The 13,150-nt window shown below is 72.5% G+C and carries 10 protein-coding genes; 5 read left to right on the plus strand and 5 right to left on the minus strand.

Features of this window, described 5'->3' with window-relative positions; genetic code table 11:
* The 4 genes from QMK28_RS31820 to QMK28_RS31835 form a co-directional block, all read left to right on the plus strand.
* On the plus strand, positions 1–1,733 hold a 1,733-nt coding region (locus QMK28_RS31820; protein ID WP_326443171.1), incomplete at its 5' end, for a tetratricopeptide repeat protein.
* A 3-nt stretch (positions 1,734–1,736) separates the two neighbouring features.
* The gene (locus QMK28_RS31825) at positions 1,737–3,392 is read left to right on the plus strand and encodes a PP2C family serine/threonine-protein phosphatase (protein ID WP_326443172.1); all 1,656 of its coding nucleotides are present in this window, start codon (positions 1,737–1,739) and stop codon (positions 3,390–3,392) included.
* Between the two features lie 151 nt (positions 3,393–3,543).
* Complete coding sequence (locus tag QMK28_RS31830) at positions 3,544–4,890, plus strand: vWA domain-containing protein (protein ID WP_326443173.1); 1,347 nt, start codon at positions 3,544–3,546, stop codon at positions 4,888–4,890.
* A 99-nt stretch (positions 4,891–4,989) separates the two neighbouring features.
* A complete protein-coding gene (locus QMK28_RS31835) occupies positions 4,990–6,327 on the plus strand; it encodes an FHA domain-containing protein (protein WP_326443174.1) in 1,338 nt (445 codons plus the stop codon).
* Positions 6,328–6,408: 81 nt separating this feature from the next.
* On the opposite strand, the gene QMK28_RS31840 is transcribed toward QMK28_RS31835, so the two are convergent.
* The gene (locus QMK28_RS31840; RefSeq protein ID WP_326443175.1) at positions 6,409–7,563 is read right to left on the minus strand and encodes a methyltransferase domain-containing protein; all 1,155 of its coding nucleotides are present in this window, start codon (positions 7,561–7,563) and stop codon (positions 6,409–6,411) included.
* Positions 7,564–7,686: 123 nt separating this feature from the next.
* On the opposite strand from QMK28_RS31840, the gene QMK28_RS31845 reads away from it, so the two are divergent.
* A complete protein-coding gene (locus tag QMK28_RS31845; RefSeq protein ID WP_326443176.1) occupies positions 7,687–8,091 on the plus strand; it encodes a globin in 405 nt (134 codons plus the stop codon).
* A 143-nt stretch (positions 8,092–8,234) separates the two neighbouring features.
* Here QMK28_RS31845 and QMK28_RS31850 read toward each other — a convergent pair whose 3' ends face one another.
* From QMK28_RS31850 to QMK28_RS31865, 4 genes are all read right to left on the minus strand, one after another.
* Positions 8,235–9,098: a hypothetical protein gene (locus QMK28_RS31850; RefSeq protein ID WP_326443177.1), complete on the minus strand. Its 864-nt coding sequence runs from the start codon at positions 9,096–9,098 to the stop codon at positions 8,235–8,237.
* A complete protein-coding gene (locus tag QMK28_RS31855) occupies positions 9,095–9,538 on the minus strand; it encodes an acyl-CoA thioesterase (RefSeq protein ID WP_326443178.1) in 444 nt (147 codons plus the stop codon). The genes QMK28_RS31850 and QMK28_RS31855 overlap by 4 nt, the downstream gene beginning before the upstream one ends.
* Positions 9,538–11,202, minus strand: coding sequence for an energy-dependent translational throttle protein EttA (ettA, locus tag QMK28_RS31860; RefSeq protein WP_326443179.1), 1,665 nt, complete (start codon positions 11,200–11,202; stop codon positions 9,538–9,540). Before ettA ends, QMK28_RS31855 begins: the two co-directional genes overlap by 1 nt.
* A gap of 212 nt (positions 11,203–11,414) precedes the next feature.
* A complete protein-coding gene (locus tag QMK28_RS31865; protein ID WP_326443180.1) occupies positions 11,415–12,836 on the minus strand; it encodes a Cys-Gln thioester bond-forming surface protein in 1,422 nt (473 codons plus the stop codon).
* Positions 12,837–13,150: the final 314 nt, after the last annotated feature.

Below are 13,150 nucleotides of genomic sequence, written 5' to 3' on the forward strand. Positions count from 1 at the left end.
CGCGCTCCGCGCGCGCGGGGCGCACGGGGCGCGCTCCGCGCCGGGGGCGCGCCAACGGCGCGCTGGCCGGCGCGCCGCAGCCGGGCGTCCTGGCCGGCCCGGCGGGCTCGCTGCCCGCTTTGCCGCCCATGACTCCCGTACCGGCCGCCCCCGGCCCTCCGCCCGGCACCCCGGCCGTCCCGGGCCAAGCCGGCCCCGGCACCCACCGCTCAGCGGTCCGGACGCCGAGCGCGGCGGGCGGGGGTTACGGATCGGGCTCCGCCCAGGGATCGGGCTCGGGCTACGGGTCCGGCTCCGCCCAAGGAACTGGCGCGGGCTACGGACCGGGCGCGGCCTACGGATCGGGCGCGGCCCACACGTCCGGCTCCGCCCAGGCTTCGGGCGCGGGCCACGGACCGGCGGGCGCGGCCTCCCCCGGTCTGCCGCAAGCCCCGGCGCAGGGCCCGCCGTACGGCCCCCCGTACGCCCCCCCGCCCGGTTCCCCGCCCAACGCTCCTCCCGGCACTCCTCCCGGCTCCGTGCCCGGCCAGGCCGCCCCCATCGGCGCGGCGTACGGCCAGGCGCCCGCGCAGGGCCCCGGCACCGGCGCGCCCGGCGGCCCGTACGCCGGCGCTCCCACCGGAGTCAGCCCCACAGGCGGCCCCACCGGCATCCCCACCGGCGGCCCCAGCACCAGCAGTTCCACCGAAGGCGGCAGCGCGGCCGGAGCCGGTTACGCGGCGTACGCGGCGACGGCCGGCGGTGAGGCGTCCGCGGCGGGCAGCCCGGAGCAGAGCCCGCCCGCGCTCGCGCCGCTCGACGTACGGACCACCGGGCTCGCGCTGCCCGTGCCGCGGGTCGATCCCGCGGACCCCAACGCCGGTTTCCTGGCCGGTCTGATGGCCTCCGCGCCCGCCGAGCTGATCAGCGCTCTGGAGTCCGCGCCCGCCGACTCGATAGAGCGGCGGCTGCGCGCGCTGCGCGCCCGGCTGGAGATGGACGGCGAGCGCGGCGCGGCCTCCGAGGATCTGAAGGCGCTGGAGGCGCGGCACCCGGACGACTGGCGGGTCGTCTGGTACCGGGGCCTGGTGTCGCTGGTCAGCGGCGACCGGGAGACCGCCGCGCTCTCCTTCGACGCCGTCTACGACGCGTTCCCGGGCGAGCCCGCGCCGAAGCTCGCGCTGGGCGTCTGCGCGGAGCTGCTGGGCCAGTTGGACAACGCGGCGGAGTACTACCGCCTCGTCTGGACGACCGACCCGAGCTACGTCAGCGCCGCCTTCGGCCTGGCCCGCGTACGGCTCGCGGCGGGCGACCGCCAGGGGGCGGTGCGCGCCCTGGAGTCCGTGCCCGAGGCCTCGATCCACTACACCGCGGCGCGGGTCGCCGCGGTGCGGGCACGGCTGCGGCAGCGCGCCGCGTACGAACCGCTGCTCGACGATCTGACGGCCTCGGCTCGTCAGGTCGAGCGGCTGCGGGACTTCGGTCTGGACGCGGTCCGCCGCGAGCAGTTGTCCACCGAGGTACTGGGCAGTGCGCTGGACTGGGTACTGTCCGGGAGTCGCGGGGCGACGCCGGCCGCAACGGATGCGGACGGCAGCCGGCCCGCGCTGCTGGGCAGCCCGGTGGACGAGCGTGGACTCCGGACGGGCCTGGAACGCTCGTACCGGGTGCTCGCACGGCTGGCACAGCGTGGCGAGGAGAGGATCGAACTGGTGGAGCGGGCCAACCGTTTCCGCCCCAGGACGTGGGTGTGACCGATGGCGCAACTGACCGCCTGTCCGAGCTGCGACGAGCCGCTGGAGTCGGGTGACAAATTCTGCGGCGTGTGCGGTGCCGATCTGACGGCCGCCGCGCCGCCGCTCGACGGCGACCGTCCGACGCCCGCCGTCAACGGGTCGGCTCGCGCTGCCGTCCGGGGCGCCGACCCCGAGCAGCAGCGGGTGCCTCCGCCACCGCCGCAGCCACCGGCCCAGCAGCCCGTACAGCCACCGGCTCCGGCGCTGCCGGCCGAGGCCCCGCCCGCGTTCCCGGACGTGGCTCCGGCCGCCGCGTTCGCCGAGGCGCCGGCGGCGCACGGACCGCCGGTCCCGCCGCCGCCCCTGGTGCCGCCGATCGCACCGCCGCCGGCCGGCGGCCCGCTGCCCGAAAGCGCCGGCGCGGGCGGGACCCTCGCGGACGGGACCGTCGCGGGCGGCCCCGCCATGCCCGCCGAGTACCCGCTGGCGGCCCCGGCCGACGGCGAACTGGGTCCGGAGGCCATCGGCGCCAGAGCGCGCCCCGACGCCGCGGACCCGGCTCCGGACCCGGCACCGGACCCGGCGTTCAACGAGCCGCACGCGGCAGACCCGGCGGCAGCCGTCGAACCGACCGCCGCCGCCGACCCTCGCGACACCGCGACGCTCGGCGCGCCCCCGGCCGAACCGGCCGAACCGGCCGAGCCCGCCGAAGGCGCGGGCCCCGGCGCCGCGCGCACCTCGGGTGCCGCGCCCGCCAGGCCCGTCGCGGCCAAGGCGTGCGTCGCCTGCCGCGCGGGTGCGATCGACAAGGACGGCTACTGCGAGAACTGCGGCCACGCCCAGCCCCGCGAGCGCGACCACATGGAGATCGAGCTGGACGGCGTCGCCTCGGTCACCGACCGCGGCCTGCGCCACCACCGCAACGAGGACGCGTACGCCGTGTCCACCACCGCACTGGCCGACGGCTCGCCCGCCGTCATCGCCGTCGTCTGCGACGGGGTGTCCTCCGCGACCCGGCCCGACGAGGCCTCGGCCGCCGCATCCGCCGCCGCCGACACCTCGTTGCTGGACGCCCTCGGGCGCGGCGTCCATCCGCAGACGGCGATGCACGACGCGCTGCTGGTCGCCGCCAAGGCGGTCAACGTCCTGGCCGAGGACGGCAGTCAGCCGCGCCACCCGAATCAGAACGCCCCGGCCTGCACGATCGTCAGCGCGATCGTCGCGAGCGGCATCCTCACCGTGGGCTGGATCGGCGACAGCCGCGCCTACTGGGTGCCCGACGACCGTACGGCCGGGTCCGCCCGGCTCACCGAGGACGACTCGTGGGCCGCGCAGATGGTCGCCGCGGGGCTGATGTCGGAGGCGGAGGCGTACGCGGACGACCGCGCGCACGCGATCACCGGCTGGCTCGGCGCGGACGCGTATGAACTCGACCCGCACACCGCTTCCTTCAAGCCGGACCGACCGGGTGTAGTGGTGGTGTGCACCGACGGGCTGTGGAACTACGCGGAATCCGCCGAGGAGATGGCCGCGGCGCTGCCCGCCGACGCTCGCTCCCGGCCGCTGCACAGCGCGCAGACGCTGGTCGGCTTCGCGCTGGACGGCGGGGGCCACGACAACGTAACAGTGGCGCTGTTGCCGTTCTCCGTGCCACCGGGCCGGGCAGGATCGGCCTGAGAGAGCGATCAGTTCGGCTGAACGGACTCAGGCAGTACGCAGGCAGTGCAGTACGCAGGCAGCAGCGCAGGCAGCACCACGGGGGAAAAGCGGACGCTCCGGCCCGCCCCTTTGTCCACGTGCCCGCATGGAGCGTCAAGGAGCGCAACAGATGGCCAACTTCTCCAAGTCGAACGTGCCGCAGTTCTCCGTCGAGGTCTACCAGAACAGCTACCTTCCCGAAGCGGGCAGCGAGGTCAACGCGATCGTCACGGTGACCTCGACCGGCGGCGGCACGAGCGGCGGCACACCGCTGGCCGCGCGGGACCGTGCGCAGGGCGACGCCCCGGACGCGGCCGTCGCCATCATGGTCGACTGCTCCGGCTCGATGGACTATCCGCCGACCAAGATGCGCAACGCCCGTGACGCGACCGCCGCCGCGATCGACACCGTCCGCGACGGCGTCGCCTTCGCCGTGATCGCGGGCACCCACCAGGCGCGCGAGATCTACCCGGGCAACGGCCGGCTGGCGGTGGCCGGTTCCAGCACCCGCACCCAGGCCAAGGAGGCGCTGCGCAAGCTGAGCGCGGGCGGCGGCACCGCCATCGGGACCTGGCTGCGGCTCGCCGACCGGCTGCTCGCCTCCGCCGACGTCTCCATACGGCACGGCATCGTGCTCACCGACGGCCGCAACGAGCACGAGAGCCCGGAGGACCTGCGGGCCGCGCTCGAAGCCTGCGCGGGCCGCTTCACCTGCGACGCCCGCGGGGTGGGGACGGACTGGGAGGTCAAGGAGGTGTCCGGGATCGCCTCGGCGCTGCTCGGCTCCGTGGACATCGTCGCCGACCCGTCCGGTCTGGCCGCCGACTTCACGCAGATGATGGAGGCCGCGATGGGCAAGGAGGTCGCGGACGTCTCGCTGCGGCTGTGGACCCCGCAGGGCGCGGAGGTCGCGTTCGTCAAGCAGGTCGCGCCGACGGTCGAGGCGCTGACCGACCGGCGCACCGAGGCGGGCCCGCGCGCCGGGGACTACCCGACGGGATCGTGGGGCGACGAGTCCCGCGACTACCACGTGTGCGTCCGGGTCCCGGCGGCCGGCATCGGCCAGGAGATGCTGGCCGCCCGTGTCTCCCTCGTACTGCCACAACCGGACGGCAGCCCTCCGCAGACCTTGGCGCAGGGGCTGGTCCGGGCCGTGTGGACGGACGACATGGCCGCGTCCACCTCCATCAACCCGCAGGTCGCGCACTACACCGGCCAGGCCGAGCTGGCCCAGGTCATCCAGCAGGGGCTGGACGCGCGCAAGTCGGGCGACCGGGACGGCGCGACCGCGAAACTGGGCCGGGCGGTGCAACTGGCGAGCGCCTCGGGGAACGCCGATACCGCGAAACTGCTCGCCAAGGTGGTGGACGTCGTCGATGCCGCGACGGGTACTGTGCGACTCAAAGCGAAGGTCGCGGAGGCCGACGAGATGACCCTCGAGACCCGGTCGACCAAGACGGTCCGCGTGAAGAAGTAGCGCGGCGCGAGCGGGGCACCACCGGTGGAACGGCCCACGGCCGGAACCGCCCAGTAGTCAGCGCACGACCGCAAACGGTACGGAGGGGGAAGAAGCGAGATGCCGACCTGCCCGAATGGCCACCAGTCGGGGGCCGAAGACTGGTGCGAGGTGTGCGGTCACCGGATGTCCGGAGACCCGTTGCCCAGCGGCTCCGTTCCCCCGCCGCTCCCGCCACCGCCGCTGCCCGTCGGGGCGCCCGGCGGCCCTCCCGGCGGCTACGGCTACCCCGCCGCGGACCCCGACGCCACCGCGCAGGCCGACCTCTGCCCGCAGTGCCGGATGCCGCGCGAGGCGCAGGCGGTGTTCTGCGAGGAGTGCCGCTACAACTTCCTGACGCACTCGCCGACCTCGTACATCCCGCCGCCGCCGCAGCCGCCCTCGGGCATGCCGCTGCCGCCCGGCTTCCAGCTCCAGGGCCAGCAGTCGCAGCACGCGCAGCAGACGCCCGCGCCGTACGACTACCAGAGCTCGCGCCCCTCGCAGGTGAACCGTCCGGCCGAGCCGCTGGCCACGGACATCCCTGCGCAACAGCAACAGCAGCAGGCGCACCAGCAATCGGCGCAGCAGCAGCCCCCGTACCAACAGCCGATGCAGCAGCAACAGCAGCCGCTACAGCAACCGCACATGCAGCCGCCCGGTCCGCCGCAGGCCCCGCAGTCGTTCCCGGACCCCTTCGCGCCGCGCGAGCCCAGCTCCGCCGACTACTCCCCCGACTACTCCGGAGCGCAGCAGCAGCCGGCTCCGGGGCCGCCGCCCGCCCCGCCCTACGGTGGTGGAGGCGAGGATGACTGGATGCTGCCCCCGCCGACCTCGCCGCCCTCCGCCCCGGGCTCCGTACCGCAGCAGGGACAGCCGGGACAGCCGGGACAGCACAGCCGACAGGGCCAGCAACAGGCGCAACAGGAGCCCTACCCAGCACAACAGGCCCAGCAGGCGCAGCAGCCCTACCAGCAACAGCAGCAGGAGCCTCCGCAGCCCCAGCAGGGCCCGGCGAACTGGGTCGCGATGATCGCCCCGGACCGCGAGTACTTCATGGCGATGATGAACCGCAGCGGCCCGGAAGCGGCCGGTCTGAATCTCCCGGCGTACTCCCCCGCCCAGCAGCTCGCCCTCGTCGGCCAGCAGATCACGATCGGCCGCCGCCGGCACAGCACCGGCGAGTCCCCCGACATCGATCTGTCCCGGCAGCCCGAGGACCCGGGCGTCTCGCACCAGCACGCGGTGCTCGTCCAACAGCCCGACGGCGGCTGGGCGGTGGTCGACCAGAACTCGACCAACGGCACCACGGTCAACGGCGGCGAGGATCCCCTCCAGCCGTACGTCCCGATCCCGCTCCAGGACGGCGACCGGGTGCACGTCGGGGCCTGGACCACGATCACGGTGCACCGGGCCTGAGCCTCGCCGCGGACCCGGACCCGACCCCGGAGGCGTTCTCAGGTCGGGTCGGGTCGGACGCACGGGGCGCGGGGGCCCGGCTCAGTCCTGGTCCGACATCGGCCAGCTGTACGGGCCGTCGGAGCGGTCCAGCCAGCCCCATTCCCGCCCCTCGTGCAGCGTCACGCCGTACCGCTCGCGCGGCGGCCTGCCCTCGTGCTGCCACAGCTCGAAGGCCTCGCGGGGGTCCAGACGGCCCGCCGTCAGGGTCAGCAGGAAGTGGAACGAGTCGTTCCGCAGCACGCCCCTGGGCAGCCCGCCGGTCCGCAGCGGCCGGCGCGGGAACCGGCCGGAGCCCCCGGCCCCCTCGCCGTCGGCTGCCCTCCCGTGCTCCGCCGCGTCGCCGCCGCGCAGCGGTACGAAGTAGGCGGGGGTGGGCAGGAAGCGGCCTTCCGCGTGGGTCGCGTCCGTGACCCGCAGGGCGATCAGGCCGGTCGCGAGCGGGGCCAGCACGATGCCGCCGGGACGGGACTGGGCGAGCCAGGTGAGCGGTACGGCGGGCAGCGCGCAGGTGGCCAGGATGCGGTCGAAGGGGGCGCGGGCGGGGCAGCCGCGCGCCCCGTCGCCGGTGACGACCGTCGGCCGGTAGCCGGCCGCCGCCAGGTGCGTACGGGCCGACTCGGTGATCTCCGGATCGAGATCGACGGTGGTCACGCGCTCCGCGCCCAGCCGGTGGGCGAGCAGCCCCGCGTTGTAGCCGGAGCCTGCGCCGATCTCCAGGACGGTGTCGCCGTCGGCCACCTCCAGTGCGTCCAGCATCAGGGCCATCAGCGAGGGCTGGCTGCTGGAGGAGATCAGTTCGCCGTCGCGCAGCCGGGTGGCGAGCGGGACGTCCTCGTAGACCCCTTCCAGCCAGCGCGCCCGCCGCTCCGGGTCCGGGTCCTGGCCCCACAACCGTTCGTATCCGCCGGGCTCCCCCGAGTAGAAGTACGGCACGAACAGATGCCGGGGCACCTGTTCGAAGGCCACCCGCCAGCGAGGATCGGCGAGCCCGCCGCCCGCCACGATGCTCCGCACCAGCCGGGCGCGTGCCACCTCAGCCGCTACGGGGTCGGCGGAGGCGGCCTCGACTGCCTCCGTCTGGGCTGCCTCGGCCCGCGCCTCAGCCGCGGCCGGGACCGTCGCCGCGGTCGAGTCTGCTTCCGGGATCTCGCGCCCCGGTTCTGCCTGCCGGTCGGGATGTCCGTGCGCGCCCATACCTCCACTGTCCTGCGCCCCAGGGATTCACGCGAGCACGTGTCACCGGCGTCCTGGGCCCGGGTCCTGAGCTCGGGTCCTGGGCCCCGAGTCCTAGGCCGGTGCGTCTGCGACCATAGGAGCGTGAACAACATTCCGCGCGGCACACTCCAGGAGCAGACCTTTTACGAGCAGGTCGGTGGCGAGGCCACCTTCCGCCGGCTGGTTCACCGCTTCTACCAGGGGGTCGCCGAGGACCCTGTGCTGCGCCGGATGTATCCGGAGGACGATCTCGGCCCCGCCGAGGACCGTTTCGCGCTGTTCCTGATGCAGTACTGGGGCGGCCCCCGTACGTACAGCGACGATCGCGGCCACCCCCGGCTGCGGATGCGGCACGCGCCCTTCGCCGTCGACCGGGCCGCGCACGACGCCTGGCTGGGTCATATGCGTACGGCCCTCGACGAGCTGGGGCTCTCCCCCGAGCACGAGACGCAGCTGTGGAACTACCTGGTCTACGCTGCCGCCTCGATGATCAACACCGAGGAGTGACCGGACTTTTCGCCCCGCTGTCCGGTCACCTTCGCGTCAAGTCCCGTGCACAGCCGCTGACATGAGCATGAGTCTGCCGAAGGCCAGGCCGAGGCGGGCCAGGTCGAGGCAGGCCGGAGCAGGTAGAACCGGCACGAGTCGGCTCAGGTCGGCGTGACCATCAGGCTGCCGAGGCCGGCCCGGCGTACGGCGATCGAGCCGTACGGGGTGCGCAGCCGGAGCCAACCGCCCGCGGCGAGCAGGACGAGCGGCTCGGCGTCCGCCGTACGTACCGGCCGGAGGAAGCCCAGGGATTGCGCGGCGTGCACCGCGCGCAGCGGAAGGGCCGTGTCGCCGAGGGTGCGGGACCAGATCTCGTTGCCGATGCGGTCCCGTTCGGCGCGGGTGCGGCCCTCTTCCGGGAGGGCTTCGTCGCGGGCGCGGAACTCGGCGACCGCGGCGGCCACCGCTGCGCGCACCGCGTCGGACGCGGGCAGGCCCGGCACGCGCCGCCAGCCGCCGCGCGGCGGCAGCACCCCGGCCCAGGGCGGCCCGATGACCGCGGCGGGCACCAGGACACCGAGGCCGCCGACGGTCGATGAGCCGACCGTCGCGGCGGCCGTCGAAGGCGTCGGCGCGAGCTGCGCCGGACCAAAGACGTCGACCGCTCCGGCCGCGTCGATCGCGTCCGCCAGTTGCCCCGCCGAGACGGTGATGTCGAGCGTGTCGGTCCCGACCGCTTCCAGGGCCTCTGCCGCCGGAGCGGCGCCGGCCGATGGACCTGCCCCACCGGCCTCGGCGGTGAGCCGGGCCGTGCGGATGGCCAGCACCTCGAACGAGGCGGGGCGGCCGAAGACCGCCAGCACGCCGCCGCCGGCCTGGAGCCGTACCGCCGCCGCCTTGTCGTAGTGGATCAGCCGGGCCAGGAAGGCGGCGAGGTCGGCCGCTTCCCCGGCGTCGGCGAGATCCAGCCGGGGCCGGGAATCGAGCTGCGGCCCGGACCGGTGCTGGGAGGCGGACGCCGTCATGCGGCGACTGCCGCCGTCGCCTGCTGATCGCTCGTCCGGTCGGTGTACTCCTCCAGGACGGAGCGCTCCTCGGCGGAGATCCGCCGAGGCCGGCCTTCCGCGAAGTTGTACGGGACCACGATCGTGGAGGCCCGTACATAGACCTGCTGGTCGTCCTTGACCTCATAGGCGATCGTCATGGACGCGGCGCCTATCTTCGTGACCCAGGACTCGACCGTCACCGGCTCGTGCCGGTGCACCAGCGGGCGCAGGTAGTCGATCTCGTGACGTGCCACCACTGACCCACCGGTGAACGACGTGCTGCCGTCCCCCGGCGCGAGCCGGAACATGAAGTCGATGCGGGCTTCCTCCAGGTAGCGGAGGAAGACCACGTTGTTCACATGGCCGAAGGCATCCATGTCCGACCAGCGCAGGGGGCAGGAGTAGACGTGACGAGTCATCAGCCGCGGGTCAGCTTCTTGTAAGTGGCGCGGTGCGGGCGGGAGGCGTCCGCGCCGAGCCGCTCGACCTTGTTCTTCTCGTACGAGTCGAAGTTGCCCTCGAACCAGTACCACTTGGAGTCGCCCTCGTACGCGAGGATGTGCGTCGCGACGCGGTCCAGGAACCAGCGGTCGTGCGATACGACCACTGCCGCACCGGGGAACTCCAGCAGCGCGTTCTCCAGCGAACCGAGGGTCTCGACGTCGAGGTCGTTCGTCGGTTCGTCGAGGAGCAGCAGGTTGCCGCCCTCCTTGAGCGTCAGCGCCAGGTTGAGGCGGTTGCGCTCACCGCCGGACAGCACGCCGGCCGCCTTCTGCTGGTCCGGGCCCTTGAAGCCGAACGCGGAGACGTACGCCCGCGACGGCATCTCGACCTGGCCGACGTTGATGTAGTCCATCTCGTCGGAGACGACGGCCCACAGCGACTTCTTCGGGTCGATGTTGGAGCGGCCCTGGTCGACGTAGCCGATCTTGACGGTCTCGCCGACCTTGATCTCGCCGGAGTCCGGCTTCTCCAGCCCCTGGATCATCTTGAACAGCGTGGTCTTGCCCGCGCCGTTCGGACCGATGATGCCGACGATGCCGTTGCGCGGCAGCGTGAAGGACAGGTCGTCGATGAGGACCTTGTCGCCGAACGCCTTGGAGAGGTTCTTCACCTCGACGACGATCGAGCCCAGCCGCGGGCCCGGCGGGATCTGGATCTCGTCGAAGTCCAGCTTGCGCATCTTGTCGGCTTCGGCGGCCATCTCCTCGTAACGCGTGAGCCGCGCCTTGGACTTGACCTGCCGCCCCTTGGCGTTGGAGCGGACCCACTCCAGCTCTTCCTTGAGGCGCTTGGCGCGCTTGACGTCCTTCTGGCCCTCGACCTTGAGGCGGGATGCCTTCTTCTCCAGGTACGTGGAGTAGTTGCCCTCGTAGGCGTGGGCGCGGCCGCGGTCCAGCTCCAGGATCCAGCCCGCGACGTTGTCGAGGAAGTACCTGTCGTGAGTGACGGCTACGACGGTGCCGGGGTACTTGGCGAGGTGCTGCTCCAGCCACTGCACGGACTCGGCGTCCAAGTGGTTGGTGGGCTCGTCGAGGAGCAGCAGGTCGGGGGCTTCGAGCAGCAGCCGGCAGAGCGCTACGCGGCGCTTCTCGCCACCGGAGAGGTTGGTGACCGGCCAGTCGCCGGGCGGGCAGCCCAGGGCGTCCATGGCCTGCTCCAGCTGAGCGTCGAGGTCCCAGCCGTTGACGTGGTCCAGGGCTTCCTGGAGCTTGCCCATCTCGTCGAGCAGCGCGTCCGAGTAGTCGGTCGCCATCTGCTCGGCGATCTCGTTGAAGCGCTTGAGCATCTTCATGGTCGGTCCCGCGCCGTCCTGGACGTTCTCCAGGACGGTCTTGGAGTCGTCGAGCTTCGGCTCCTGGAGCAGCATGCCGACCGTGAAACCGGGCGAGAGGAACGCATCGCCGTTGGAGGGCTGCTCAAGACCGGCCATGATCTTCAGAACGGTGGACTTACCCGCACCGTTCGGTCCCAGGACGCCGATCTTCGCGCCGGGCAAAAAGCTCAGCGTGACGTCGTCGAGGATCACCTTGTCGCCGTGGGCCTTGCGGGCCTTGCGCATGGTGTAGATGAACTCAGCCAAGAGAAACCGTCCGGCAATCTGGAAGTGGGTAGATACAACCCAGTCTGCCGTACGGGCGGCCCCAGGCGAAAACCGAATATGGCCGCGGCCCCGAAGCCGGGGGGGCTGCGGGGCCGCGTCTGTCGGACAGTGACCGTGCGATCACCGGCCGATTCGACACTTACCGCTGGTGGAGCCGGTGGAGCCGTCGGTCGTGCCTGCGTGGGAGCAGGTCACACGCCGGCCGCTGCCGCCTTCTTCTTACGGAGGAAGAAGACCGTGCCGCCGCCGACGAGGACCAGCGCGAGCGCGACGCCCGCGATGATCGGGGTGGCGCTGCTGCTGCCGGTCTCGGCGAGGTCCCCGCCGCCGGTGGCAGAGGAGGAACCGCCCGCGGAGGCCGGGCTGGGAGCGGAGGAGGGCTTGTCGTCGCCGCCACCGCTACCGCCGGTGCCACCGGTGGTGGTCCCGGCCGTCTTGCAGTCCAGGACTCCGGAGAAGTTCTTCTTGAACCCGTCGGGACCGGTGATGGTGAAGTCGTACGCCTGGTCCTCCTTCACCGGAATGGTGACGGTCTCGGACTTTCCGGCCTCGACAATGTGCTTGGCGCCGGCCAGCTCGAAGGTGAACGGCTCGTCGCCCTCGTTGCGCGCCGTGACGTCCACGCCGCCCTTGGCGCAGTTCTTCTCGGCCGAGAGCGCCGGGATCGCGCCCTTCTTGGCCCAGTTCGCCGTGGCGGTGGCGCTGACGGTGCTCTCGCTGGAGCCGGCCAGGATCTGCGTCTGGCTCTTGCTCTCGCTGGTGAAGGCACGGCCGACCGGGACGGTGGTGGTCGCCTGCACGGTCAGCGCGCTGCTGCCGTCGGCGGCGCCGCTGGGCACGTCGAAGAACAGCTCCGCGCCGTTCGCCGCCGTGGTGACCGGCTTGCCGTCCGCGCCGACGATCTTGACGCCGGCCGCGATGCCGTCCTGGGCCGCGGCGACGCTGACGCTGGTCGCGTTGGTGTTCACGGTGACCGGGCCGAGCCGGTCGCCGGACTTGCCGGAGACCTCGGCCGGGCTCAGGGTCAGCGAAGCCTTGGGCTCCTCGACGTTCTGCGCGCCCTTCTCAAGGTAGTCCGCGAGCTTCTCGGCGTCCTCGTTGACCGCTTCGACGTTCACGTGGTCCGAGAGACGCCAGATGGCGACCTGGGTGCCCGCGGCGGCCGTCTCGTTCGTGAGCGCGCCGGCGCCGGCCGTCTTCGCGAGCGCGGCGACGTCGTTCACCTGCGGGTAGGAGTGCTGCAGGATCCAGCGGATCTTGCCCGCGTCGGCGTTGTTGTGCAGCGAGGACTCGCTCCAGGGCTTCTCCTGGTACGTCGCGTCCTTCTGCGTGTGGTTGTTGATGTCGATGCAGTAGGTCTGGAGCGTGCCGCCGCCCTCGACCTTCATTTCGAACAGACCCGCTTCGACGCCCTGCTTCTTGTCACCGTCGATGATGACGGCCTTGTCGAACGTCTTGAGGCCGCCGAGCGTGGCGGTGACGCCGCCGTGGCTCGGAGTCGCGTCATCCGCCGCAGCGGGACCCGCGGTCGCTATCGCACCAGCCGCGAACAGGCCGGACGCCAGTACCGCGGCAGCAAGTCGGGCAGAGCCCGGCCGCTTCATAGAAAGCATGGATTTCCCCTCCGGGGCGAGACAGGAATGGGGAGGTCTCGCCAGCAAACTCAACAGCCCCCGTGAGTACGCCAGGAGCTTAGAGAGCGAGCACACCAGCGTCCCCAGGAATACCGTCCGACAACCGATCCGAATCGGAATCGTTACTCTTGTTTGCCTCTTGACCTGGGATTATCGATAAATCTTCCGGTGCATAACCAGGTTTTCCGGCGCTAAGCCGCACAGAGCTCATGATCAACGGCAAAGCCGCTCCGGGCGGCATTTCGCCCGGTCCAACACGGTTGCCCGACTGGGTGGTTGGGGGTGGGGGTGGT

Source organism: Streptomyces sp. H27-D2, assembly GCF_035828615.1.
Classification (GTDB): Bacteria; Actinomycetota; Actinomycetes; order Streptomycetales; family Streptomycetaceae; genus Streptomyces.

Bases quoted from the DNA above. Each gene is read 5' to 3' on its own strand.
- QMK28_RS31825 (WP_326443172.1), top strand. From the start codon at position 1,737: ATGGCGCAACTGACCGCCTGTCCGAGCTGCGACGAGCCGCTGGAGTCG.
- QMK28_RS31830 (WP_326443173.1), top strand. From the start codon at position 3,544: ATGGCCAACTTCTCCAAGTCGAACGTGCCGCAGTTCTCCGTCGAGGTC.
- QMK28_RS31835 (WP_326443174.1), top strand. From the start codon at position 4,990: ATGCCGACCTGCCCGAATGGCCACCAGTCGGGGGCCGAAGACTGGTGC.
- QMK28_RS31840 (WP_326443175.1), bottom strand. From the start codon at position 7,563: ATGGGCGCGCACGGACATCCCGACCGGCAGGCAGAACCGGGGCGCGAG.
- QMK28_RS31850 (WP_326443177.1), bottom strand. From the start codon at position 9,098: ATGACGGCGTCCGCCTCCCAGCACCGGTCCGGGCCGCAGCTCGATTCC.
- QMK28_RS31855 (WP_326443178.1), bottom strand. From the start codon at position 9,538: ATGACTCGTCACGTCTACTCCTGCCCCCTGCGCTGGTCGGACATGGAT.
- QMK28_RS31865 (WP_326443180.1), bottom strand. From the start codon at position 12,836: ATGCTTTCTATGAAGCGGCCGGGCTCTGCCCGACTTGCTGCCGCGGTA.